Raw genomic sequence first — 23,551 nt, 5'->3', positions numbered from 1 at the left:
TTTAGCGTGGTGTCTTTAACCCGAAGAATTCCCGGGCCGTCACCTCATCGTTCGCAATTTGTTGCTTTAAAGCATCAAGCGAGGAAAAACGCTGTTCGTTGCGCAATTTTGCGCGAAGCACCACGTCAATGTGGCGCCCGTATAAATCTAATGTGGTGTCGAGCAGATGAACTTCCAACTGCTTGCGCACGCCACCGACCGTCGGACGAATACCAATATTGGCAACGCCCGGTAAAGGTTCGGGGCCAAGGCCGAGAACTTCTACGGCATACACGCCGCGAACCGGTGAAACCACGCGCTTTAACGGCACATTGGCCGTCGGGAAACCAATAGTACGTCCCAGCTTATCACCGTGGACGACGCGCCCTGAGATACTGAACGGATGGCCCAGTAAATTTTCAGCCAGCGCTAAATCATCGTCACGCAGTGCATCACGGATCGCAGTGCTGCTGATGCGATTTCCGCCTTCACGGAAGGTCTGAGTACTGATGACTTCAAAGCCATACTCTTTCCCGGCTTTCTGCAGCAGCTCAAAATCACCCAGACGACCGGCCCCAAAGCGGAAATCATCTCCTACGGTCAGGAATTTGACGCCCAGTTTTTCGACCAGCAACTGTGAAACAAATGCCTGCGCCATGTGTGCCGCGAAGCGCGGGTCAAAATGCACGCATAAAAGATAATCTACACCGCACTCGGCCAGATACTTGGCTTTGTCGCGCAGGCTGGTTAACCGCGCAGGGGCTTTATCGCCCGCAAACAGTTCCAGCGGCTGTGGTTCAAAAATCATCACCATTACCGGCAGCCCCAAACGTTGACCTTCCAGCTTCAGCTGTTCGATCAGCCCCTGATGGCCCCGATGTACACCATCAAAATTGCCAATAGTCAGCACACATCCATGATGGCGTGCTCGAATATTGTGTATTCCGCGAATTAGCTCCATAGCTGGCTCAAATCCAATGCTGACTCATAAAGATGGAAATCGGCGGATTATACCTTGTACAGCCCGCAAGGTTAACCAGCGATTCGCAGGATCACACCATTCTCTCTTGCATACGGCAGATATTGCGGTTCAAATGGCGGCGTGGCGATGAAAATCTTTCCTTTCGAGCAGGGAATGCGTGACTTTTCGCATAAACAAAGCGTTAATGGCCGCCGTGGGCAGTTTGTACACTCTCCTGTCGATTTTTCTCGCGAAAGACTGTATTCCGATGCCGGAAGCTGTTAAAATCCTGCGCCATCACAACGTAACAAGCGACGTATAAAGTTCACGCTTTAAAACGCCGCTTATTTGCACAAATCCGTTGACAACAGAAGACCGAAAAGGCATATTCCTCGGCCTTTGAATTGTTCATCAATAGAAAAATATTTGGGAGTTGGCCTTGGCTAATATCAAATCAGCTAAGAAACGCGCCGTACAGTCAGAAAAACGTCGTAAGCATAACGCGAGCCGCCGTTCAATGATGCGTACCTTTATCAAGAAGGTATACACGGCTATTGCAGCAGGCGACAAAGCTGCTGCACAAAATGCATTTAACGAAATGCAACCAATTGTGGATCGTCAGTCTTGTAAAGGCCTGATCCACAAGAACAAAGCAGCGCGTCATAAGTCAAACCTGACTGCGCAAATCAACGCAATGCAATAATTGCATTACGCTGATATGCTTGATAAAAAAACCGGCTCACGCCGGTTTTTTTATACCTAAAATTTAAGCCTCTGCTTTCGCTACAACTCAAACAGCGCCGAAAAATCAGTGTGACAAATCCGCTGAACCGAAGGATGCTGAATCATACGTTCGGCAAAAATCACGTAGTACTCTTCCAGAATTCCCTCCACTCGCCCCACTTCAACAATTTTTTCATCCTGAAACTCTGTAGAAGAGTAAATCGCTGGCGCGACAAATATCGCATCGTTGTTCATCCCGAACGCTTTCATCAGTGCCGCATCATCGAACTCACCGAGAATGTTCACCTTCAATCCTTGCGTATTAAACCAGTTCAGCAATTTACGCCCCAGCATCGAACGCCGTCCGGGGATCAGTAGCGGACGCTGCTCCAGACAGGCAGGAAAATCGACACCCGCTGGCGGGTTACAGCAATAGAAACTGATCGGACTCTCACCGAGTTTGACCGAGAACAACCCCTCCTGCTGCGTAGAATCCACCGGACAGTCCGACAGAATCATATCAAGCTTATGCAAGCTCAGCTGTTCCAGCAGCATTTCATGAGTCGATTCAAAACATCGCAAATGAATTTGTGCATTGTCCGGCACGGCGGCTTTCAGCACACGGCTGACCAATCGTTTCGACAGAGCATCAGCCACGCCGACGTCAAACAGGAGACTCGACTCTTTGCGATAGTTGACGATATCCAGCATTTCCTGGCTAAGGGTGAACATTTTATCGGCATAACGATAAACCAACTGCCCAAGCTCAGAAGGCACCAGACCGCGCCCCTGACGTTTGAAAAGCTTGCCACCTAACCGTTGCTCGAGGGATTTAATTTGCCCGGTGATGGTCTGTGGCGTCAGATAGAGCGCTTCGGCGGCGCCTACGACAGAACCTGATTTACAGACGTGCCAAAAATAATACAAATGGTTGTAGTTAATATGAGGCATGTTTTCATCCGCTCCTAAATATGAAGTCTGCAACAGGCTGCATACCTCCTGGCTGCAGCCTGTTCATCACTATTTGAGGGCTTTTTTAGGCAAAGCACGACTAAGCATGATGTAACCCAATACGGCAGAAGCCACAGAGCCCATCAGGATGCCCATTTTTGCGTAAGTCAGCAGCGCAGGATCATGCGTAGCAAAGGCCAGTGAGCCGATAAAAATCGACATCGTAAATCCGATACCGCACAACACTGACACGGCGGCTATCTGGCTAAAAGTAATGCCCGATGGCATACGGGTTACTCCCAATTTCAGCGCTACGCCGCTGAACAGAATAATGCCCAGCGGTTTACCTAACAGCAATCCGGCAGCGATGCCCATCGGTAGCAGAGAGAAAGCCCCGGCAGTAGAAACGCCATCTAAAGAGATCCCGGCGTTAGCAAACGCAAACACCGGCAAAATAAACCATGCGACGTAAGGATGAATACCGTGTTCCAGACGACGCGCCGGTGATGGTTTTTTTTCTTTGGTATTCAGCGGGATCAGGAATCCGAGGATCACTCCGGCGAGCGTGGCATGAACGCCAGACTTCAGCACGCAGACCCAGAACACCGCGCCAACAACCAGATATGGCGTCAGTTTTGTCACTCCCCGCCAGTTCATGAAAGCCAGCGCCGCGATGCAAACCGCAGACAGCCCTAACGCCATCATGGAAACATCGTGGCTATAGAACAGCGCAATAATCACAATCGCACCGAGATCATCAATGATCGCCAGTGCCAGCAGGAAAACTTTCAGGCCGGTTGGCACGCGGGAACCCAGCAGCGCCATCACGCCCAGTGCAAATGCAATGTCGGTGGCCGCCGGAATAGCCCAGCCCTGACGGGCAATCTCATCGCTGCCGTTAAACAGTAAGTAAATCAGGGCTGGAACAATCATGCCGCCCACCGCAGCAATGGCTGGGAATAATGCCTGATCGCGGTTCGCCAGCGCGCCTTCGCACAGTTCACGCTTCACTTCGAGACCGATCATCAGGAAAAATACCGCCATCAGACCGTCGTTAATCCAGAGTAAAAGTGGTTTATCGATCAGTAACTCTGAAAAACGCAGCGTGACCGGAATATCCAGAAATGCCTGATAAGCGCCCTGCAACGGACTGTTGGCCATGATTAATGCCACGATGGCAGCCAGGATCAATACAATCCCCCCTGCGGCTTCCAAGCGTAAAAACTGACGAATTAAATTCGACATTCTGACTCTCCTGTAGAAAAACAGTGGCGATAAAAGGATTGCCACAATGGAATGCGCGAATTGTACACAACCCATTAACTCGTAAAAAGTCGATTATATCTGGAGTATAACTCGGTTTTTACGAGTCGTTTTTCAACTCGCTACAGCTTTGCCTGTAACAGCCATAAAAAAATCCCCGGAGCGAACCGCTGCCGGGGATTTTACTGGACTGCCAGTGCCTGTAGTCAGGAACTGATTAGCGCGTCAAATCATCAAAGAACTTTTTAACGCCGTCCAGGAAGCTTTTGGAGCGCGGGCTGTTTTTCTCACCAGATACGCCACCAAAGCTTTCTTCCAGGTCACGCAGCAACTGCTTCTGTTTCTCGCTCAGACTGACCGGTGTTTCGACGACAACGCGGCACATTAAATCGCCCTGAGCACCGCCACGAACGGATTTAACACCGCGCCCGCGCATACGGAACATTTTGCCGGTCTGCGTTTCCGCAGGAATTTTCAGGCTCACGCGACCATCGAGCGTTGGAACTTCGATTTCACCACCCAATGCAGCCATAGCGAAGTTGATTGGCACTTCGCAGTACAGGTTATTGCCTTCACGCTCAAAGATTTTATGCGCTTTAACTTGAACCTGAACGTACAGATCACCTGACGGTGCGCCATGCTCACCCGCTTCGCCTTCACCTTCAAGACGGATACGGTCACCGGTATCTACACCCGCCGGGATTTTCACGGACAGGGTTTTGGAACGCTCTACGCGGCCATGACCGTGACATTTGCTGCAAGGATCTTTGATGACCTTACCGCGCCCCTGACAAGTCGGACACGCTTGTTGAACGGTGAAGAAGCCCTGACGCATCTGAACCTGACCCGCACCGTGGCAGGTAGGACAGGTGGTCGGAGAGCTGCCTGCTTTCGCACCGCTGCCGTGGCAGACGTCACATTCATCCAGCGTAGGGATGCGGATTTCTTTGGTGACACCACGAACGGCCTCTTCCAGCGTCAGATCCATGTTATAACGCAGATCTGACCCCCGGCTCGCACGCTGACGGCGACCGCCGCCAAAGATGTCGCCAAAGACGTCACCAAAGATGTCGCTGAAGTCTGCACCGCCGCCACCGCCGTATCCACCGCCACCGCCCATGCCACCTTGTTCAAAGGCTGCATGACCGTACTGGTCGTAGGCCGCACGCTTTTGCGCATCGGTCAGGATTTCATACGCTTCTTTAATTTCTTTGAATTTGCTTTCGGAAGCTTTGTCGCCCTGATTACGGTCAGGGTGATGCTTCATAGCCAGGCGCTTATAGGCCTTTTTGATTTCACGCTCATCCGCTGTTTTGGATACGCCTAAAATCTCATAAAAATCTTGCTTCGCCATGCTTTAACCTACCCTCAACATGCGTGCACGGGCGCAGAGTTTCCTCGACGCCCGTGCTGGTTTTCAGTAATAAACTCTTACTGTGCCCGCTTAAGGGCGATTATTTCTTGTCTTTGACTTCTTCGAATTCAGCGTCAACAACGTCATCATCTTTCTGAGCGCTGTTATCGCCGCCTTCAGCCTGACCCTGCTGCTGGGCCATTTCCATCAGCTTACCGGAAACCTGCACCAGCGCCTGGATTTTCGCTTCGATATCAGCCTTGTCTTCACCTTTAGCAGAAACTTCCAGTGCTTGCAGGGCTTCTTCAACGGCGGTTTTGTCTTCCGCTGGCAGTTTGTCGCCGGCTTCCTCCAGTTGCTTACGGGTACCGTGGATCAGGTGGTCTGCCTGATTGCGGGTCTGGACCAGTTCTTCGAACTTGCGGTCAGACTCAGCATTCGCTTCGGCATCGTTAACCATTTTCTGGATTTCTTCTTCCGTCAGACCAGAAGATGCCTTAATGGTGATCTTCTGCTCACGGCCGGTAGTCTTGTCTTTCGCAGACACGTGCAGGATACCGTCGGCGTCAAGGTCGAAGGTAACTTCGATCTGTGCCTGACCGCGCGGTGCTGCCTGAATACCGTCCAGGTTGAACTGACCCAGAGATTTGTTATCGCTCGAACGTTTACGCTCACCCTGCAACACATGGATGGTAACCGCAGACTGATTGTCTTCTGCAGTTGAGAACACCTGGCTGTGTTTGGTCGGGATAGTGGTGTTTTTGGTGATCAGCGGAGTCATTACGCTGCCCATGGTTTCGATACCCAGTGACAACGGGGTAACGTCCAGCAGCAGAACGTCTTTCACGTCACCTGCCAACACACCGCCCTGAACCGCTGCGCCGATAGCCACAGCTTCGTCCGGGTTCACGTCTTTACGTGGTTCTTTACCAAAGAATTCAGCCACTTTCTTCTGAACCATTGGCATACGCGTCTGACCACCGACCAGGATCACGTCCTGAATATCGGACACTGACAGACCTGCGTCTTTCAGCGCGACTTTCAGCGGATCAATACAACGGTTAACCAGGTCTTCAACCAAAGATTCCAGTTTTGCACGGGTCACTTTGATGTTCATGTGCTTAGGACCGGTCGCATCCGCAGTGATGTACGGCAGATTCACGTCAGTTTGCTGAGCAGAAGACAGTTCGATCTTCGCTTTTTCAGCAGCTTCTTTCAGACGTTGCATCGCCAGCGGATCGTTACGCAGATCCATACCTTGTTCTTTCTTGAACTCTTCAACCAGGTAGTTGATCAGACGGCTGTCGAAGTCTTCACCACCGAGGTGAGTATCACCGTTGGTTGCCAGAACTTCGAAGGTTTTTTCGCCATCAACTTCATCAATTTCGATGATAGAGATATCGAAAGTACCACCACCCAGGTCGTATACCGCGATAGTGCGGTTACCGACTTCGCGATCCAGGCCATAAGCCAGTGCCGCTGCGGTAGGTTCGTTAATAATACGTTTTACTTCCAGACCTGCGATGCGGCCAGCATCTTTCGTTGCCTGACGCTGAGCATCGTTGAAGTATGCAGGTACGGTGATAACAGCTTCAGTTACCGGTTCGCCCAGGTAATCTTCTGCGGTTTTCTTCATTTTCTTCAACACTTCAGCAGAGATCTGCGGAGGTGCGATTTTCTGACCTTTAATGTCGATCCAGGCGTCGCCGTTGTCGGAGCCTACGATCTGGTAAGGCATGATGCCTTTGTCACGCTGTACTTCTTCATCCTGGAAGCGACGGCCAATCAGGCGCTTAATCGCAAACAGGGTGTTCTGTGGGTTAGTCACAGCCTGACGTTTAGCCGGAGAACCTACCAGAGTCTCGCCATCTGCCGCATAAGCGATGATGGAAGGAGTGGTGCGGTCGCCTTCAGCATTCTCCAGCACACGTGCAGTAGTGCCATCCATAATAGCTACACAAGAGTTGGTAGTACCCAGGTCGATCCCAATAATTTTACCCATTTAAACGTCTCCACTTAAAATTCATATTCGATCATGTTGTCACTGTATATGCGGGCAATGTTTTCGATTTCAATAGTTCGATTTCAACTGCCCGATATCGCGGCTTTACCGACGGTAACAACTGCGGTTGGGAATAAGATGGGGCCATGCAACGCAGCATCAAGGGGCCAGATGAAAAAAAATCTTCAATTGCTGTTACGCCAGATCAATGTTTACCCGACGCCACCTCATTATGATGCCGCGCGCTTCTGAAGATATGTGGGATTTTTACCCATTTCGCAAGCGGATATCCCCCAGTTATCTATTCGTCACATTTTAATTCAGAGGATTTATGCAGAGTAAAACGTTGGCAAATCCAGGCCCGCTCGGGTTAATGGGCTTCGGTATGACCACTATCTTGTTGAATTTACACAACGCCGGTTTCTTCCCGTTGACCGCTGTTATCGTCAGCATGGGTATTTTCTATGGCGGCCTGATCCAGATTCTGGCTGGCATGATGGAATTCAAAAAAGGGAATACCTTCGGCACCACAGCCTTTACCTCTTACGGCGCCTTCTGGCTGAGCCTGGTTGGCATCCTGATGTTACCGCGCATGGGTGTGGCAGATGCCAGTAGCGAAAGTTTCCTCGGTGCATACCTCGGTCTGTGGGGCGTTTTCACCTTATTCATGTTTTTCGGCACTCTGAAAGCCAACCGCGGCTTGCAGGTTGTTTTCGGCAGCCTGACCATTTTGTTCGCCCTGCTCTGCTTTGGTAACATGACCGGTAATACCGCAGTGCTACATTTTGCCGGCTTCGAAGGCATCTTCTGTGGCGCCAGCGCTATTTATCTGGCAATGGCAGAAGTGTTGAACGAACAGTATGGCCGGACCGTATTGCCGATCGGCGAACCGAAAAATCACGCAGTCAACGCAGCGGTTGCTGCTGCGTAATTAAAATCTGCCCGATCAAAAAAGGCCTCGTGAATGCGGGGCCTTTTGTTTTTTGTGCAAGCTGCAATGACATCAGCTTTCTGACGTTACCCGCTCGTCAAACTTTGCCGGCTTAGTGATTTCGCTGTTGAGATCGCGGGTTAAATAGAGGCCGGTCAGCAAACCAATCGCAGATAGCGCCAGAACGTAATACGCTGGCGCCATCGGCGTCACACGCATGATCAACGTCACGAAGATCGGCGTCAGCCCACCGAAGATGGCGTAGGCGACGTTGTAAGAGAATGAAATTCCAGTAAAACGCACTTCAGCCGGGAAGGCGCGAACCAGCACGTAAGGCACCGCACCGACGATCCCAACGCTGAAGCCGACCAGCGCGTACATGCCCATCAGCATGGAAGGATCAGCAGCCACAGAATGATAGAACGACCAGCTGCAGATACCGAGGAACAGACTGCCGATGATGAAAGTCTTGCTTGCACCCAGACGGTCAACAATCCAGCCCGCCGCGATACACCCAAAGGTCAGCGCAATGGTCGCAAGACTGTTGGCCTGTAACGCCTGCGCGGCAGGAATGCCAAATTGCTTTTGCAGATAAGTCGGCGTCATCAGAATGACGACTACGATGCCCGCCGACAAAAGCCAGGTCATCAGCATCGACACCACAATTTCTTTCTTATGATTGACCACCACTGATTTAAGCGGGAGTTCTTCGGCCAGCGTTTTATGTGCTTTCATCTCAAGGAAGATTGGCGTCTCCTGCAACCAGCGGCGTAAATACATCGCGAACAGACCAAAAATACCGCCAAGAAAGAACGGAATACGCCAGCCAAAATCGCTGATTGCCGCAGGCGTCATCACGCTGTTCAGCACGGTTGCCACCAGAGAACCGAGCAGAATGCCAGCCGTCAGTCCGGCGGTTAGCGTGCCACAGGCAAAACCAATGCGGTTGCGCGGCACATGTTCGGCCACGAATACCCATGCACCCGGAACTTCCCCACCAATCGCCGCCCCCTGTAATACGCGCATCAGCAATAAGAGCAACGGAGCAGCAATGCCGATCGACGCATAAGTTGGCAACAGGCCCATCGCCAGCGTCGGTAACGCCATCAGTAAGATGCTCAGGCTGAACATGCGCTTACGGCCAACTAAATCGCCAAAGTGCGCCATAATAATGCCGCCGAGCGGACGCGCCAGATAACCCGCCGCGAAGATCCCAAACGTCTGAACCTGACGTAACCAGTCAGGCATATCCGTGGGGAAAAAGAGATCGCCGATAACCGCAGCGAAGAAGACGAAAATAATGAAGTCGTAGAATTCGAGGGCACCGCCCAGCGCAGCCAGAGACAGCGTTTTGAAATCCTGCCGGTTCAGCCGGCGCGATTGTGCGTGTTGCATAAGAGTCCGTGTAACACCAAGTGTGAATGGAAAAAAGGTTTTGCCGCCCCATGTAAAGTAATCATTACTATAGCGGCAAATAATTTTCACACCAGCCAGTCTGAATCTTATGTCAGCATATTTTCAAAAACCGTCGCTATTCAGTTTTTTGTATCGCGACGGGCACTCTTCGGGCGAAATGCTGCTACGACGTCGTCATGCGTTTCTATATACGGCCCGTCCAGCAGTTGAATACAGTACGGCACACTGGCAAAAATACCGGACACAATCACTTTACCGTCGGCATCTTTCAGGCCTTCGAGTGTTTCTTGAATAGATTTCGGCTGGCCCGGCAGATTCAGAATCAATGCCTGTTTGCGGATCACGCCCACCTGACGGGACAAAATCGCCGTCGGCACAAAGTGCAGGCTGATCTGACGCATCTGCTCGCCAAAACCCGGCATCTCGCGGTCAGCGATGGCCAGCGTGGCGTCCGGCGTGACATCACGCCGTGCGGGGCCGGTTCCGCCGGTGGTCAGCACCAGATGACAACCGCTTTCGTCCACCAGCTCGCTGATGGCCTGTTCGATCAAAGGCTGCTCATCGGGAATTAATTTCTTTTCCAGCGTAAACGACGTGATCAGCGCTTTTTCCAGCCACGCTTCCAGCGCCGGGATCCCCTTATCCTGATAAATACCGTTCGACGCGCGATCCGACACTGATACCAGACCAATTCGCAATTTATCCATGCCCTGTTTCCCCTGAATTATTCCCGGCAAAAGCTACCGCCATCAGCCCTCAGTATATCGGTAACGGCACGCGGGTTTTATCACTCAGACAAATTTTTACCGCTGCCCCGGATTTCAGGCACAAAAAAAGCGGCTCAGAGGCCGCTTTCACTGAAAACTGAATGCTAATTACAGCAGGTCAGAAATCATTTTTTCCAGTTTGCCCTGGTCTACAGCAAATTTACGGATGCCGTCAGCCAGCTTGTCGACAGCCATTGGATCCTGATTGTGATCCCAGTAGAACTGAGATTCAGTCAGTGGCGCAGGACGCGCTTTGGTTTCGCCGGAGAAGGACAGTTTACGCTCCAGCGGGCCTTCGCTTTCTGCCAGTTCTTTCAGCAGTGCAGGGGCGATGGTCAGACGGTCACAGCCAGCCAGTTCGATGATTTCGCCGATGTTACGGAAGCTTGCGCCCATCACGACAGTTTCATAGCCGTGTTGTTTGTAGTATTCGTAGATTTCGGTCACAGACACAACGCCTGGATCTTCATTTGGCGCGAACTCTTTTTTATCGCCATTGGCTTTGTACCAGTCAAGAATACGGCCAACGAATGGAGAGATCAGGAAGACACCCGCTTCAGCACATGCACGAGCCTGTGCGAAGGAGAACAGCAGTGTCAGGTTACAGTTGATGCCTTCTTTTTCCAGTTTCTCCGCCGCGCGGATACCCTGCCAGGTGGAAGCCAGTTTGATCAGGATACGGTCGTTGCTGATGCCCGCTTCGTTGTAGAGTTTGATCAGGCGTTTAGCTTTAGCAATGCTGGCATCGGTGTCGTAAGACAGGCGCGCATCGACTTCAGTCGAAATGCGGCCAGGGATCAGTTTCAGAATTTCCAGACCGATGTTCACTGCCAGCTTGTCGGCGGCATCAGTGATCTGCTGAGCGTGATCGCTGCTCTGGTCACGTGCCCAGGCGATTGCTTCGTCGATCAGTTTACGGTATTCAGGAATTTGTGCAGCGCTCAGGATCAGTGACGGGTTGGTGGTCGCATCCTGCGGCTGGTACAACTTCATTGCCGCGATATCTCCGGTGTCAGCAACAACCTGAGTCATTTGGCGTAGGGAAGTCAGTTTATCGGTCATTTTGGCATATCTCATCGTTTGGACGTTTTCGTAGAGGCATTTTCATGCCTTGCCTTTGGCTGATGATAACATGCAAAAAGCCACGTGCAAGGCGCATATCACGGCATGCTCGGCTACGAACATCATGGATTTTTCCACCTTCTAAAACACACAAATTTAGCCAAAATGAATATGTTCCCTGTCAGTTAAAAAAGGTATGTTAGCCCTCCGGCGCGAGGTGTATGCCCGGGCCCGACATAAAACGACGAACAGTAAATCAAACAAGGATAAGTCATGAACGAGTTACTGGAATTTTTCGATACCGTTCTCTGGAGCTCTATCCTGATTTATCTGTTGCTGGGCACCGGCATTTATCTCAGTATTCGCCTCGGCTTCATTCAGTTTCGCCGCTTCCGCCATATGTTTTCCCGCACGCTTTTCAAACGTCATCCCGATCACAGAGGTTCCACCGTCTGGAGCGCGCTCTGCCTGAGCCTTTCTTCACGTATTGGTACGGGGAATCTGACCGGTGTTGCGATTGCCGTGACACTGGGTGGCCCCGGCGCAATATTCTGGATGTGGGTGATCGCGATGTTCAGCATGGCGACGGCGATGATCGAAAATACGCTGGCGCAGATTTATAAGAGTACCGGCCTCAACGGTAAATTCCGCGGCGGACCGGCTGACTACATGGAAAAAGGGCTGGGAATGCGCTGGATGGGCATTCTGTTTTCTTTCCTGATCGTGATTTCCTGCGGATTTATTTTCATTGCCCTACAGGCCAACGCCATCGCGCAAGCCTCTTTCCATCTGTTACACACCCCGACGCTGACCACCGCCTTTGTACTCGCCGCGCTGACCGCCTGGCTGATTTTTGGCGGCGTCCGTTCTGTTACGCGGGTGGCGCGCGGCTTAATCCCGCTTATTGCGGTGGGATATTTGCTGCTGGCTGTCTGGGTGATTGGTCACAACGTGGAAAAACTGCCGCAGGTGCTGGCGCTGGTATTCAAAAGCGCGTTCGGCTTGCAGGAAGCGGCCTCCGGGGTGCTGGCGTTTGGGGTTACGCAAGCCATTACGCAAGGCATGCAGCGCGGCGTATTTGCCAGCGAAGCGGGTGTCGGCTCCTCGCCTAATGCCGCTGCAATGGCCTCAGTCAGCCATCCGGCGGTACTCGGTTTTAATCAGATGCTGGCGGTATTCATCGACACCGTGGTGATTTGCACGGCGACGGCGCTGATCATTCTGACCTCCGGCGTGCTCGATAATCCCGGCTCGCGTTCCGGCATTGCGCTGTTACATCAGGCCATTTCCCCGGCGATGCCGGGGTGGAGCAACATCGTGCTCGCGCTGCTGGTGTTTAGTTTTGCTTTTACCTCTATCTTCGGTAATTACGCCTATGCGGAAAATAATCTGGGCTTTGTGCACAGTAACTCTGTGGGCAAGCTGCTGATTTTCCGCCTGTTAGTCATCGCGATGGTCTTCATCGGTTGCCTGATGGAATTGCAGGTTCTGTGGAAACTGGCAGATATCGTTATGGCGCTGATGGCACTGCTTAATCTGACCGCCCTGCTGTTGCTGTCCGGCGTCGCGGTTAAAGTCGTGAAAGACTACGAACGTCAGCAGCGTATGGGGAAAATCCCTGTTTTCAACCCGAACCATTTTCCTGAGTTACGCGACCAGCTTGAGCCGGGGATCTGGGGCAAACATCCGCATCAAAAATGATTATGCCTATCGCTGATATTTTCGCCCGAGCGCCATTTCAGTGACTTTTTTGCTACAGTAGAGCAACGAAAATTTCCCGAATCTGAACCGTCACTGACCAAACGGACGCACTATGCTGACCATTATTTCTCCTGCCAAAACGCTCGATTACGAAAGCCCGCTTGCGACAACGCGCTATACCCAGCCTGAACTGCTGGATAAATCCAGTGAACTGATCACTGTGGCGCGCAAAATGTCGCCTGCGCAGATCTCTTCTCTGATGGGGATCAGCGATAAACTCGCACATCTTAACGCTGAGCGCTTCAACGACTGGCAGCCGGATTTCACGCCAGATAATGCTCGTCAGGCGTTGCTGGCCTTCAAAGGTGATGTTTATACCGGTTTGCAGGCGGAAGATTTCAGCGAGAAAGATTTCGATTTTGCCCAGAAACATCTGCGCATGTTGTCCGGATTATACGGCCTACTGCGCCCGCTGGATTTGATGATGCCGTACCGTCTGGAGATGGGTATCCGCCTGGAAAATCCAGAAGGCGCGAATCTTTACGCGTTCTGGGGCGAATTGTTGACGGAGAAACTGAACCTGCTGCTGAGCGAGCAGAAGAGCAAAGTACTGGTGAATCTGGCCTCCGATGAATACTTCAAAGCGGTAAAACCCAAACTGCTGGAGGGTGAAATCATTAAGCCGGTATTCCTCGACGAGAAAAATGGCAAATACAAAGTCATCAGCTTCTACGCTAAAAAAGCGCGTGGCCTGATGAGTCGCTTCATCATCAAAGAGCGGCTGGATAAACCAAAGCAATTGCAGGATTTCAATCTGGAAGGTTATTCGTTTGATGAATCGCGTTCGCAGAAAAACGAGCTGGTATTTACGCGCCCGGAGCGTTAATGCTAAAGATGTAAAAGACATAAAAAAACCCTCGTGAAGAGGGTTTTTGCATTTCAGAGGCCCGCGTTCTTATTCAGGCAGCGCCATCAGGAATGCACGCATTTCGCTAAAATCGGCTGGCAGGTTATGCGACAGCAGCGGCAGGTCAGCACGCTCAGCCAGCTCTTTCGGCAGGCCAATATCCTGACCCAGAATCGATTCGACGCTTTCTTTGAATTTCGCCGGATGCGCGGTGCCGATGAACAGACCAAATTCGCCAGGTTGCAGCTGGTCGCGCAGCACGCGGTAAGCGATTGCTGCGTGCGGTTCAGAGATATAACCGATGTCTGCCAGTTCGCGCATCGCGTCTTCGGTGGTGTCATCGCTGACCGCACCAAACCCGAGATCTTTCAGTTGCCAGATTTTACGACGATACAGTTCTTCTACCCGCGGCCAGTTGTTTGGCTGGCTGACGTCCATCGCGTTCGATAGCGTTGCGACGGTTTTCTTTGGTTCCCATTCACCGTTAGACAGGAAACGCGGCACGGTGTCGTTGGCGTTAGTGGCAGCGATAAAACGTTTAATCGGCAGACCGAGGGATTTCGCCAGCAGACCGGCTGTCAGGTCACCAAAGTTACCGCTTGGCACCGACACCACCAGCTGATTGCGCGCTTCCTGAGGCAGTTGAGCAACCGCTTCAAAGTAGTAGCAAATCTGCGCCAGCAAACGGCTGATGTTGATCGAGTTTGCCGAATTCAGCTTCAGCGCGTGTTTCAGTTCTTCATCATCAAACGCCTGTTTCACCAGCGCCTGACAGGCATCGAAATCGCCGTCGATCGCCACGGTATGAATGTTGCCACCGAGGGTACAGAACAGTTTCTCCTGTAACGGGCTGATTTTGCCGCGCGGATACAATATCACCACCCGCACATTTTTCATGCCGTGGAACGCATGTGCGACAGCCGCGCCGGTATCGCCAGAAGTCGCGGTCAGAATGGTCACCGGCTGGTCGCCTGATACCTGCGTCAGGATCTGCGCCATGAAGCGGCCACCGAAATCTTTAAACGCCAGCGTCGGACCATGGAACAGCTCCAGACAGGCGATGTCTTCTTCCACTTTGGCGACCGGTGCCGGGAAAGCAAACGCGTTTTTGACGCGCTGATGTAACTCGTCTTCAGGAATTTCATCGCCGATGAACGCAGAAAGGATGCGGCTGCTGCGGGTCACGAAATCCAGCGCCAGCAGACGGTCGATTTCGGTCAGTTCAAACTCCGGCAAGTCCAGCGGGAAGAATAAGCCCTGCTGTTTACCCAAACCTTGTTTAACGGCCTGAGCAAAGCTGACCTGCTCGTTGTGATCCTTCAGGTTGTACAGTTTCATTTGTTATCCCAGTAAATTTTCGAGTTATCCCAATACCCGCGCACCGGCGGTATCAAGACGACAAATATGAACAAAGCCTTCATCATTTTGCAGATAGTGCGTCTGCAACCAGTCAGCCATGCGTGTCGCTGTTGCGCTGTCATTACAGACCGCAAACAGCGTAGGGCCGGAACCGGAAATCCCGCACGCCAGCGCGCCAATTTCTTCGGCGGCGCTGCGCGCTTGTGCAAAGCCCGGCAGCAGACGGGTACGGTACGGTTCGGCAATCACGTCCTTCATCAGCTTCGCGGCAAGTAAGGGTTGCTGCGTGTGGCAGGCATGAATAAAGCCAGCCAGATAACGCCCGTGGCTGATGCAATCCTGACGGCGATACTGCGCCGGTAAAATCGCGCGCGCTTCCGCCGTCGAGACTTTAATTCCCGGATACGCCATCACCCACAGCCAGTCGTCAAAACTGGGGACGTTCTGGCTGATAATATCCAGCTCCTCGAGCATCAGCTGGATGCCGCCGAGATAGCACGGCGCGACGTTATCAAAATGCACACTGCCGGAAATACGCCCTTCCAGCTCGCCCATCAGAGCCAGCATCTGATTTTCACTCAGCGGCTTACCGCAGAATTCGTTCATCGCCATCAGACCGGCCACCACCGAACAAGCGCTGGAACCCAGACCTGAACCAATCGGCATGTTTTTTTCCAGCGTCATCGCAACCGGCACGTCTTTGCCAATCTCCTGACAGAATCGCTGCCAGCACTGATAAACGATATTGTCTTCCATACGATCCGGCAGTTTAGAGACAAACCGGCCTTCGCTTTTCAGGCTGAATTCTGTCGCTGCTTCGACCGACACACAGTCGCCAAGCAACGTTCCGTCCACCGGAGAAACCGCTGCGCCCAGAACGTCGAAACCTACGCTGACGTTCCCAATTGAAGCCGGGGCATATACCTTAACCATATTAAACTCCTAACTTCCATGACAGCGTTCGCAAAAGATCGGCAAACACACCTGCCGCCGTCACATCATTACCGGCACCGTAACCACGCAGAACCAGCGGCAACGGCTGATAATAGCGACTATAAAACGCCAGCGCATTCTCACCATTTTTTACTTTATAAAGCGGGTCATTACCATCGACGGCGTCGATTTTTACTTTGCAGCGCCCTTCTTCGATGGCACCGACGTAACGTAACACTTTGCCTTCAGCGGTGGCCTGCGCAACGCGTTTCGCGAATTCCGCATCCAGTTCCGGCAGACGCGCGATGAAGGTATTCACATCCCCTTCGGCATTGAAGGAAGGCGGTAACACGGATTCTACGTCGATGTCGCTCAGTTCAAGTTTATACCCGGCCTCACGCGCCAAAATTAGCAGCTTACGCGCCACGTCCATACCTGAAAGATCATCGCGCGGATCAGGTTCGGTGTAGCCCATATCGCGTGCCTGCAGGGTAGCGGCGGACAGTGACATCCCTTCGTCCAGCTTACCGAAGATGAACGACAACGAGCCGGAAAGGATACCGGAGAAACGCAGCAACTCGTCACCGGCGTTAAGCAGATTTTGCAAGTTCTCGATCACCGGCAAACCGGCACCGACGTTGGTGTCGTACAGGAACTTACGGCGCGATCCGTCCGCCGCCTTACGCAGCTGATAGTAGTAATTCATCGACGAGGTATTGGCTTTTTTGTTCGGCGTGACAACGTGGAAACCGTCGGTCAGGAAATCCGCATACTGATCGGCCACTTCCTGGCTAGAAGTACAGTCAACGATCACCGGATTCAGCAGATGATATTCCTTCACCAGACGGATCAGGCGGCCCAGGTTCAGCGGCTCTTTCGCCGCCGACAGCTCATCCTGCCAGCTGTCGAGCGCGATACCATGCACATTGGTCAGCAATGCGCGGGAATTAGCAATGCCGCACACGCGCAGATCGATATGTTTGGTTTTCAGCCATGCCTGCTGGCGGCGGATCTGTTCGATCAACGCACCGCCGACGCCGCCGACACCAATCAGGAAGACTTCGATGACCTGATCGGTGTTGAACAACATCTGATGGCTGACGCGTACGCCCGTAGTCGCGTCTTCATTATTAACGACGACGGAAATCGAACGCTCGGAAGAGCCCTGGGCAATTGCCACGATGTTGATATTGGCGCGAGCCAGTGCGGAGAAGAATTTGGCCGAGATGCCACGCAGGGTGCGCATGCCGTCACCGACGACAGAAATCACCGCCAGTTTCTCCATGACGTCCAGCGGCTCCAGCAGGCCGTCTTTCAGCTCAAGATAGAATTCGTCTTCCAGCGCCTTACGTGCGCGTTCCAGTTCGTTTTGCGGTACGCAGAAGCTGATACTGTACTCAGAAGAAGACTGCGTGATCAGGACCACTGAAATCCCTGAGCGGGACATCACGGCGAAAACGCGTGCCGCCATGCCGATCATCCCTTTCATCCCCGGCCCTGAGACGTTAATCATCGCCATATTGTTCAGGTTAGTGATGCCTTTGACCGGGGTATTATCGCCCAGACTTTCGCTGCCGATCAGGGTGCCAGGAGCCTGTGGATTAGTGGTGTTTTTGATAAGACAGGGGATCTGGAACTGAGCAATCGGCAGGATAGTCCGTGGGTGAAGCACTTTCGCACCAAAGTACGACAGCTCCATCGCCTCCTGATATGACATCGATTTCAGCAGACGCGCATCAGGAACGATGCGCGGGTCGCAGGTATACACGCCATCAACGTCGGTCCAGATTTCGCAACAATCTGCGCGTAAACAGGCGGCCAGCACGGCGGCGGAATAGTCGGAACCGTTACGCCCGAGAACCACCAGTTCACCTTTCTCATTACCCGCAGTGAAACCGGCCATCAGCACGATGTGGTCAGCCGGAATGGCACTTGCCGCAATGCGGCGGGTAGACTCATTGATGTCGACAGTGGATTCAAGGTAATGACCTTGTGCCAGCAGCTTCTCTACAGGATTGATGACGGTAACGCCAAAACCTTTAGCAATAAATACCGCTTCCATGATGGCGATGGAAAGCTTTTCGCCGCGACAGATGATAGACGCGTTAACGCTGTCGGGGCACTGCCCAAGCAGGGCGATACCGTGTAACAGCTGCTTGAGTTGCGCGAATTCGTGATCGACAAAGGCTTTCACTTTTGGCAGATCAAAACCCGGCTGCGCATCCGCCAGGCCGGTGATCAACTGTCCAAAAATGCTTTCTGCATCACTCATGATGGTATGAATTTCCTGTCCGGCGACAGTTCGCTCAATCATGGCGACCAGAGAGTTGGTAATTTTGGCAGGTGCAGATAATACCGTTGCGACCTGTCCCTGACGCGCATTGCTTTCCATAATGTCCGCAACCCGCAAAAAGCGTTCTGCGTTTGCTACCGAGGTCCCGCCAAATTTCAACACTCGCATTTCTGATTCTCTCCTGAAGCTCGTCGTTTAAAGTGTTAAAAAAAAAGCCCGCACTGGTTAGGTGCGGGCTTTTTTTCTTTTTTCCTGTACGCGTCAGCCCGCCCCGTTACCTGTGGTATCGGTGGTGGTAATAATTGTTGTGTTCAGGCTGATGATTCGCATTTTTATTTTCTGTCTGTCTTAGAGTTTTTACGCTGTCTGCCTCTATTAGCTAAAGCATAAGGCACAACAAGTCAAATTTTTTCTGATTTTGCACCGTCAGTCACGCACGGAACAAAATGAACAATTCGCTGCGTTTAAAAATAATTCCAGCGCAATTCACAGGGAGAATCGTCTCATGCAGAAGATTACGCTACCTGAGAGAAGAAACCCCTCACATCATGAGTTCAGCTTTTTTTCGATGTCATGCAGCAAAGTGTGCAGCATTGCGGCATCGCGTTGCTGTAAAAGTCCGAGGCGCTGCTGCAGCCAGTCGGCCAGTTTTTGGTCATCCTCTGCGCCAACATTTTGCAATAATTTGCCCACTCTGGCACGCAACGCAGCTAACTGCCCTGCCTCGGCATTTTCAGGACGCGCGGAGGTAACCTGATTCAGTGAAGACAGCTGATAGCAGAATACCATCACCGCCTGCCCCAGATTCAGTGAAGGGTAATCCGCCACCATCGGCACGCCGGTCAGAATATCGGCAAGCTCCAGCTCTTCGTTGGTCAGCCCGGAATCCTCACGCCCGAACACCAGCGCCGCATGATTCACCCAGTGGCTTTTCTCCTCAAGTTGCGTCAGCAATTCAGGTGGCGTGCAGTAGTAATGGAAACGTGCGCGGCTGCGGGCGGTGGTCGCGACGGTGAAGTCGATATCGGCCAGAGCATCGGCCAACGTCGCGAAATGCAGGGCATTTTGCAGGATTTCCTGCGAACCGTGCGCGACCCAGCCAGCTTCCGGTTTAAGATGTGCTTCACTGTCGACAATACGCAAAGATGCGAAGCCCATGGTTTTCATGGCACGCGCCGCCGCCCCAACATTTTCAGGGCGCGCAGGGGAAACCAAAATAATATGAAGTTGCATGTCGTACCTTCGCAAAGAGTGAGAAAGAAATTGTCGTGTATTGTTCAGCGATGAATTTTACCCTGCGCCAGAACCTATTCAACGCTTATATTATTCACAAGAACTTAACAGCCAACGTAATATATTCATCCATTTTATCGGAAAACCTTAGCTGACAGGTAAAAAAGCGGCTGGGGCGGTTAAGCAAAGTTCATGTAAATTTAAATCAATATTTTTCATAGGGATATATAATATCACCTCAGGCCATTTTCTCATTTATCTGCGCTTACTTCAGGATTTGCTGAATCGTGTACAATAAAGGCCGAAATGTGACTCAAGCGTGCATTCTTATAAGTGTTTTTCACGTTTCTGTTACCGTGCTACAATTGAACTTGATATATGTCAACAAATCGTAGTTTTGTTGGGTGGTAATTTCGGCACTCGCTGTTATATTGCTGTTAATAAGGTTAGGATGTGCGCCGCTTTAGGACCACGTGGAACTGCAGAAAGTGGAATCCCTGACCAAGCTTGCGATGTTGTTGCCGTTAATGGAAATTGCATCGAGAACGCGTTTACGTACTTTAGTCATGTAACGAGTGAGATAGCTTGTACGCTGTCGAAATTCATCGGGATAACAAGGACTTCTGTACTCCTATTTTCTATTTGTTGGCAATCTTAGGTAGCAATCATGCAGACCCCACATATTCTGATCGTCGAAGACGAGTTAGTGACACGTAATACGTTAAAGAGCATTTTCGAAGCCGAAGGCTACATGGTACATGAAGCCAATGACGGCGCAGAAATGCACCACATCCTGTCCGAGAATGACATCAATCTGGTGATCATGGACATCAACCTGCCAGGCAAAAACGGCCTGCTGCTGGCGCGCGAATTGCGTGAACAAGCCAGCGTTGCACTGATGTTCCTGACTGGCCGCGACAACGAAGTCGATAAAATTTTGGGTCTTGAAATCGGTGCTGATGATTACATCACCAAGCCATTCAACCCACGTGAGCTGACTATCCGCGCTCGCAATCTGCTTTCCCGCACGATGAACCTGGGTACTACCGGTGAAGAACGTCGTCTGGTTGAAAGCTACAAATTCAATGGCTGGGAATTAGACATCAACAGCCGTTCACTGGTCAGCCCGCAGGGCGAGCAGTACAAGTTACCACGCAGTGAATTCCGTGCCATGCTGCACTTTTGCGAAAACCCGGGCAAGATCCAAACCCGTGGCGATCTGCTGAAGAAAATGACCGGCCGCGAACTGAAACCACATGACCGTACCGTGGATGTCACTATCCGCCGCATTCGTAAACACTTCGAAGCGACGCCGGATACACCGGAAATCATCGCCACCATTCACGGCGAAGGCTACCGTTTCTGCGGCGATCTGGAAGACTGATCCCGCCGACGCACACAGAGGGTTGCCAACCGTTCTGTTGCAGAGTGAGTCAACGCGGAAGGCCAGCTAAAGCTGGCCTTTTCTTTTATGCGTTATCGTGCAGGAAAATACACTGACTTACGGTGTCGGATGACCCCACGGAATGATCGGCACGGCGCTCAGCGCGTTTTTCGGTGAGCCATCCACGACTTTGTCGGAATAGCTCAGGTAAATAAGCGCGTTACGTTTCTCATCATAAAAACGCACCACCTGGAGCTTTTTAAACACCAGAGACGTACGTTTCTGAAACACGACCGTCCCTTTATCCTTGCCTTGCTTGATCTTGTCGCTTAACTCGATAGGCCCAACCTGCTGGCAGGAAATCGCCGCATCTGATGTATCTTCCGCCAGACCCAGTCCCCCCTTAATACCGCCGGTTTTAGCGCGACTGATATAACAGGTTACATTTTTAATATCAGGATCATCAAAGGCCTCAACCACGATTTTGTGATCTGGACCGAAGAGTTTGAAGACCGTATCTACCGATCCCACTTGCTCAGCATGGGCTGCTCCAGAACAAAAAACAAACATCCCAAAAACAAAAATACAACACTTATTCATTAAGTTACTCCACGTCATGAACATGACGTTGTTTTTTAAAGAAACCCCACTCAGAAAGTGTGTATTCACACTTTTGGAATGAAATACTCTGTAACACCTGTAAATAGCACAGATAGCCAAAAAATTCTTAAGAAGTCTTATCAGTAAAAAGTTGCTATTATGCTGGCCATCATTCTGTGCATTTATCTTAGCTCAACGAGGACGATCTATGGATCAAGCAGGAATCATTCGTGACCTTCTTAGCTGGTTAGAAACCCATTTAGACCAGCCTTTGTCACTCGACAATGTCGCCGCCAAGGCCGGCTATTCCAAGTGGCACCTGCAGCGAATGTTTAAAGATGTCACTAATAATGCCATCGGGGCGTATATCCGTGCCCGTCGTCTCTCTAAAGCGGCCGTTGCACTGCGTCTTACCAGCCGCCCGATTTTAGATATTGCCCTTCAGTACCGATTTGACTCGCAACAAACGTTTACCCGGGCTTTCAAAAAGCAGTTTGCACAGACTCCCGCATTGTATCGTCGTGCTGAAGACTGGCATTCGTTCGGCATTTGTCCGCCGATCCGCCTCGGTGCGTTTATTCTGCCGCAGCCTGAGTATATCTCACTGCCGGAACAACATCTGATTGGGATGACGCAGAGTTATGCCTGTACGCTGGAGCAAATTACCACGTACCGTAACGAGATGCGCCGTCACTTCTGGCGTCAATACATTGGTGAAGCGAAAACACTGCCGCCGATCCTTTACGGCCTGCACCATTCGCGTCCAAGCCAGGAAAAGGATGATGAGCAAGAGGTGATGTATACCACGGCGCTGGAACCGAATCATTTGCCGGAAAACGTCGAAGGCCAGCCGATTGTGTTGCAGGAAGGTGAATATGCCATGTTCCACTACCATGGCACGCCTGAGCATTTGCAGGAATTCATTCTGACCTTGTACAGCACCTGTTTACCGACGCTGAAACTGACACGCAGAAAGGGACAGGACATCGAACGCTTCTACACAAACGGCCGCGCACCGGGCACGACGCCGACCGAAGTCGAGTGTGATTACCTGATCCCAATCCGCCGCTAATACCTTCGGGTGTTAGCGCTGTAACTCGTCCAGTGCGGGCTGATCCAGATGTGAGATATCGCCCGCTGTTTCAACTATCCAGCCACTGGCCAGCCAGGCGCTTTCCTGATGATCGACCCGCGACAGTGAGCAGTTGCGCAGGCGCAAACGACGCTCAGCATACGCAGGTAACCCCAAAATCGTACTGATAAGACTGCCCAGCGCAATCCCGTGGCTCACCAGCAGAGGTTTGCTTCCCGCAGGCAGATCCAGACAACTGTCAAGCGCGGCGCGCATGCGCGTGGCCAGCTCAGTCATGGTTTCACCTTCAGGAATGCGTCCTTTTGGCGAACCGTCTACCATCTGCTTACGCCAGCTCTCCTCCTGCTCCGTCAGTCCATCCAGAATACGCTCTTCGAGTACGCCCATATGCAGTTCCCGCAGACGCGGTTCCTCGATCACTTCACAGCCGCAGGCATCAGCAATAATCTGCGCAGTGTGACGGGTACGCCCCAAATCACTGGTGATGACATGCGTGATCCCTTCTTTGCGCACACGCTCCGCGACCTGACGAGCCTGAAAAAGACCTTTTGCCGTCAAAGGGCTGTCTGACTGCCCCTGAATACGGCGCGCTGCGTTCCATTCTGTTTCGCCATGACGGACGAGATATACCTGTAACAT

General features: G+C 51.8%; 21 protein-coding genes, 1 pseudogene and 1 other annotated feature. Of the genes and pseudogenes, 7 read left to right on the top strand and 15 right to left on the bottom strand.

The genetic code is table 11. From position 1 onward, the window contains the following. Position 1: 1 nt before the first annotated feature. Complete coding sequence (ribF, locus tag GE278_03255) at positions 2-940, bottom strand: bifunctional riboflavin kinase/FAD synthetase (GenBank protein QLK59862.1); 939 nt, start codon at positions 938-940, stop codon at positions 2-4. A gap of 205 nt (positions 941-1,145) precedes the next feature. On the opposite strand from ribF, the pseudogene GE278_03250 reads away from it, so the two are divergent. Then, positions 1,146-1,387 (top strand): annotated as a pseudogene (locus GE278_03250) (hypothetical protein). Continuing rightward, positions 1,380-1,643, top strand: a complete 264-nt coding sequence (gene rpsT, locus GE278_03245; protein QLK59861.1) for a 30S ribosomal protein S20 — start codon at positions 1,380-1,382, stop codon at positions 1,641-1,643. Before GE278_03250 ends, rpsT begins: the two are co-directional and overlap by 8 nt. A gap of 80 nt (positions 1,644-1,723) precedes the next feature. Here the strand turns inward: rpsT and nhaR are convergent, their stop codons facing one another. The 4 genes from nhaR to dnaK form a co-directional block, all read right to left on the bottom strand. Then, complete coding sequence (nhaR, locus tag GE278_03240) at positions 1,724-2,614, bottom strand: transcriptional activator NhaR (GenBank protein QLK59860.1); 891 nt, start codon at positions 2,612-2,614, stop codon at positions 1,724-1,726. Between the two features lie 69 nt (positions 2,615-2,683). Further along, positions 2,684-3,859 carry a Na+/H+ antiporter NhaA gene (gene nhaA / locus GE278_03235; GenBank protein ID QLK59859.1) on the bottom strand — a complete coding sequence of 392 codons (1,176 nt, stop codon included), beginning with the start codon at positions 3,857-3,859 and terminating at the stop codon, positions 2,684-2,686. A gap of 235 nt (positions 3,860-4,094) precedes the next feature. Then, on the bottom strand, positions 4,095-5,231 hold the full coding sequence (gene dnaJ, locus GE278_03230) for a molecular chaperone DnaJ (protein ID QLK59858.1): 1,137 nt from the start codon (positions 5,229-5,231) through the stop codon (positions 4,095-4,097). Between the two features lie 100 nt (positions 5,232-5,331). Continuing rightward, a complete protein-coding gene (gene dnaK / locus GE278_03225; GenBank protein QLK59857.1) occupies positions 5,332-7,233 on the bottom strand; it encodes a molecular chaperone DnaK in 1,902 nt (633 codons plus the stop codon). Between the two features lie 331 nt (positions 7,234-7,564). Here dnaK and satP point away from each other — a divergent pair, with 331 nt between their 5' ends. Then, positions 7,565-8,164, top strand: a complete 600-nt coding sequence (gene satP, locus GE278_03220) for an acetate uptake transporter (GenBank protein QLK59856.1) — start codon at positions 7,565-7,567, stop codon at positions 8,162-8,164. Between the two features lie 72 nt (positions 8,165-8,236). On the opposite strand, the gene GE278_03215 is transcribed toward satP, so the two are convergent. From GE278_03215 to tal, 3 genes are all read right to left on the bottom strand, one after another. Continuing rightward, positions 8,237-9,559 (bottom strand): MFS transporter, encoded by a 1,323-nt coding sequence (locus tag GE278_03215; protein ID QLK59855.1) that lies wholly within the window; start codon positions 9,557-9,559, stop codon positions 8,237-8,239. Positions 9,560-9,699: 140 nt separating this feature from the next. After that, positions 9,700-10,287, bottom strand: a complete 588-nt coding sequence (locus tag GE278_03210) for a molybdopterin adenylyltransferase (GenBank protein ID QLK59854.1) — start codon at positions 10,285-10,287, stop codon at positions 9,700-9,702. 168 nt (positions 10,288-10,455) lie between these two features. Beyond that, a complete protein-coding gene (tal, locus tag GE278_03205; GenBank protein QLK59853.1) occupies positions 10,456-11,409 on the bottom strand; it encodes a transaldolase in 954 nt (317 codons plus the stop codon). A gap of 273 nt (positions 11,410-11,682) precedes the next feature. Between tal and GE278_03200 the strand changes: the two genes are divergently transcribed. Both GE278_03200 and yaaA read left to right on the top strand, forming a co-directional pair. Then, entirely contained in the window at positions 11,683-13,110 is a 1,428-nt protein-coding gene (locus GE278_03200) for an amino acid carrier protein (GenBank protein ID QLK59852.1), read from the top strand. A 112-nt stretch (positions 13,111-13,222) separates the two neighbouring features. Next, entirely contained in the window at positions 13,223-13,996 is a 774-nt protein-coding gene (yaaA, locus tag GE278_03195; GenBank protein QLK59851.1) for a peroxide stress protein YaaA, read from the top strand. A 69-nt stretch (positions 13,997-14,065) separates the two neighbouring features. Here the strand turns inward: yaaA and thrC are convergent, their stop codons facing one another. The 5 genes from thrC to GE278_03170 all read right to left on the bottom strand — a co-directional run bounded on the left by thrC (position 14,066) and on the right by GE278_03170 (position 19,835). Further along, a complete protein-coding gene (thrC, locus tag GE278_03190; protein ID QLK59850.1) occupies positions 14,066-15,355 on the bottom strand; it encodes a threonine synthase in 1,290 nt (429 codons plus the stop codon). Between the two features lie 24 nt (positions 15,356-15,379). After that, the gene (gene thrB, locus GE278_03185; GenBank protein ID QLK59849.1) at positions 15,380-16,309 is read right to left on the bottom strand and encodes a homoserine kinase; all 930 of its coding nucleotides are present in this window, start codon (positions 16,307-16,309) and stop codon (positions 15,380-15,382) included. Position 16,310: 1 nt separating this feature from the next. Then, positions 16,311-18,770, bottom strand: a complete 2,460-nt coding sequence (gene thrA / locus GE278_03180; GenBank protein QLK59848.1) for a bifunctional aspartate kinase/homoserine dehydrogenase I — start codon at positions 18,768-18,770, stop codon at positions 16,311-16,313. 37 nt (positions 18,771-18,807) lie between these two features. After that, positions 18,808-18,925: a sequence feature (Thr leader region), on the bottom strand. Next, entirely contained in the window at positions 18,864-18,932 is a 69-nt protein-coding gene (thrL, locus tag GE278_03175) for a thr operon leader peptide (protein QLK63168.1), read from the bottom strand. Its footprint overlaps the feature before it by 62 nt. Before the next feature lie 216 nt (positions 18,933-19,148). After that, positions 19,149-19,835 carry a tRNA/rRNA methyltransferase gene (locus GE278_03170; protein QLK59847.1) on the bottom strand — a complete coding sequence of 229 codons (687 nt, stop codon included), beginning with the start codon at positions 19,833-19,835 and terminating at the stop codon, positions 19,149-19,151. Positions 19,836-20,502: 667 nt separating this feature from the next. On the opposite strand from GE278_03170, the gene arcA reads away from it, so the two are divergent. Next, a complete protein-coding gene (gene arcA, locus GE278_03165) occupies positions 20,503-21,219 on the top strand; it encodes a two-component system response regulator ArcA (GenBank protein QLK59846.1) in 717 nt (238 codons plus the stop codon). Positions 21,220-21,336: 117 nt separating this feature from the next. On the opposite strand, the gene creA is transcribed toward arcA, so the two are convergent. Then, positions 21,337-21,819: a protein CreA gene (creA, locus tag GE278_03160; protein ID QLK59845.1), complete on the bottom strand. Its 483-nt coding sequence runs from the start codon at positions 21,817-21,819 to the stop codon at positions 21,337-21,339. 208 nt (positions 21,820-22,027) lie between these two features. Between creA and robA the strand changes: the two genes are divergently transcribed. Beyond that, complete coding sequence (gene robA / locus GE278_03155) at positions 22,028-22,891, top strand: MDR efflux pump AcrAB transcriptional activator RobA (protein ID QLK59844.1); 864 nt, start codon at positions 22,028-22,030, stop codon at positions 22,889-22,891. Between the two features lie 12 nt (positions 22,892-22,903). On the opposite strand, the gene gpmB is transcribed toward robA, so the two are convergent. Further along, positions 22,904-23,551, bottom strand: a complete 648-nt coding sequence (gene gpmB / locus GE278_03150; GenBank protein QLK59843.1) for a phosphoglycerate mutase GpmB — start codon at positions 23,549-23,551, stop codon at positions 22,904-22,906.

The sequence above is a fragment of the Enterobacteriaceae bacterium Kacie_13 genome (assembly GCA_013457415.1).
GTDB lineage: Bacteria > Pseudomonadota > Gammaproteobacteria > Enterobacterales > Enterobacteriaceae > Rahnella.
This window is presented reverse-complemented; position numbering and strand designations above follow the sequence as displayed.

What these genes read in the sequence shown, in the direction of transcription:
- ribF (QLK59862.1), bottom strand. Translation starts at nt 940, where the DNA reads ATGGAGCTAATTCGCGGAATACACAATATTCGAGCACGCCATCATGGA.
- nhaR (QLK59860.1), bottom strand. Translation starts at nt 2,614, where the DNA reads ATGCCTCATATTAACTACAACCATTTGTATTATTTTTGGCACGTCTGT.
- nhaA (QLK59859.1), bottom strand. Translation starts at nt 3,859, where the DNA reads ATGTCGAATTTAATTCGTCAGTTTTTACGCTTGGAAGCCGCAGGGGGG.
- dnaJ (QLK59858.1), bottom strand. Translation starts at nt 5,231, where the DNA reads ATGGCGAAGCAAGATTTTTATGAGATTTTAGGCGTATCCAAAACAGCG.
- dnaK (QLK59857.1), bottom strand. Translation starts at nt 7,233, where the DNA reads ATGGGTAAAATTATTGGGATCGACCTGGGTACTACCAACTCTTGTGTA.
- satP (QLK59856.1), top strand. Translation starts at nt 7,565, where the DNA reads ATGCAGAGTAAAACGTTGGCAAATCCAGGCCCGCTCGGGTTAATGGGC.
- GE278_03215 (QLK59855.1), bottom strand. Translation starts at nt 9,559, where the DNA reads ATGCAACACGCACAATCGCGCCGGCTGAACCGGCAGGATTTCAAAACG.
- GE278_03210 (QLK59854.1), bottom strand. Translation starts at nt 10,287, where the DNA reads ATGGATAAATTGCGAATTGGTCTGGTATCAGTGTCGGATCGCGCGTCG.
- tal (QLK59853.1), bottom strand. Translation starts at nt 11,409, where the DNA reads ATGACCGATAAACTGACTTCCCTACGCCAAATGACTCAGGTTGTTGCT.
- GE278_03200 (QLK59852.1), top strand. Translation starts at nt 11,683, where the DNA reads ATGAACGAGTTACTGGAATTTTTCGATACCGTTCTCTGGAGCTCTATC.
- yaaA (QLK59851.1), top strand. Translation starts at nt 13,223, where the DNA reads ATGCTGACCATTATTTCTCCTGCCAAAACGCTCGATTACGAAAGCCCG.
- thrC (QLK59850.1), bottom strand. Translation starts at nt 15,355, where the DNA reads ATGAAACTGTACAACCTGAAGGATCACAACGAGCAGGTCAGCTTTGCT.
- thrB (QLK59849.1), bottom strand. Translation starts at nt 16,309, where the DNA reads ATGGTTAAGGTATATGCCCCGGCTTCAATTGGGAACGTCAGCGTAGGT.
- thrA (QLK59848.1), bottom strand. Translation starts at nt 18,770, where the DNA reads ATGCGAGTGTTGAAATTTGGCGGGACCTCGGTAGCAAACGCAGAACGC.
- GE278_03170 (QLK59847.1), bottom strand. Translation starts at nt 19,835, where the DNA reads ATGCAACTTCATATTATTTTGGTTTCCCCTGCGCGCCCTGAAAATGTT.
- arcA (QLK59846.1), top strand. Translation starts at nt 20,503, where the DNA reads ATGCAGACCCCACATATTCTGATCGTCGAAGACGAGTTAGTGACACGT.
- creA (QLK59845.1), bottom strand. Translation starts at nt 21,819, where the DNA reads ATGAATAAGTGTTGTATTTTTGTTTTTGGGATGTTTGTTTTTTGTTCT.
- robA (QLK59844.1), top strand. Translation starts at nt 22,028, where the DNA reads ATGGATCAAGCAGGAATCATTCGTGACCTTCTTAGCTGGTTAGAAACC.
- gpmB (QLK59843.1), bottom strand. Translation starts at nt 23,551, where the DNA reads ATGTTACAGGTATATCTCGTCCGTCATGGCGAAACAGAATGGAACGCA.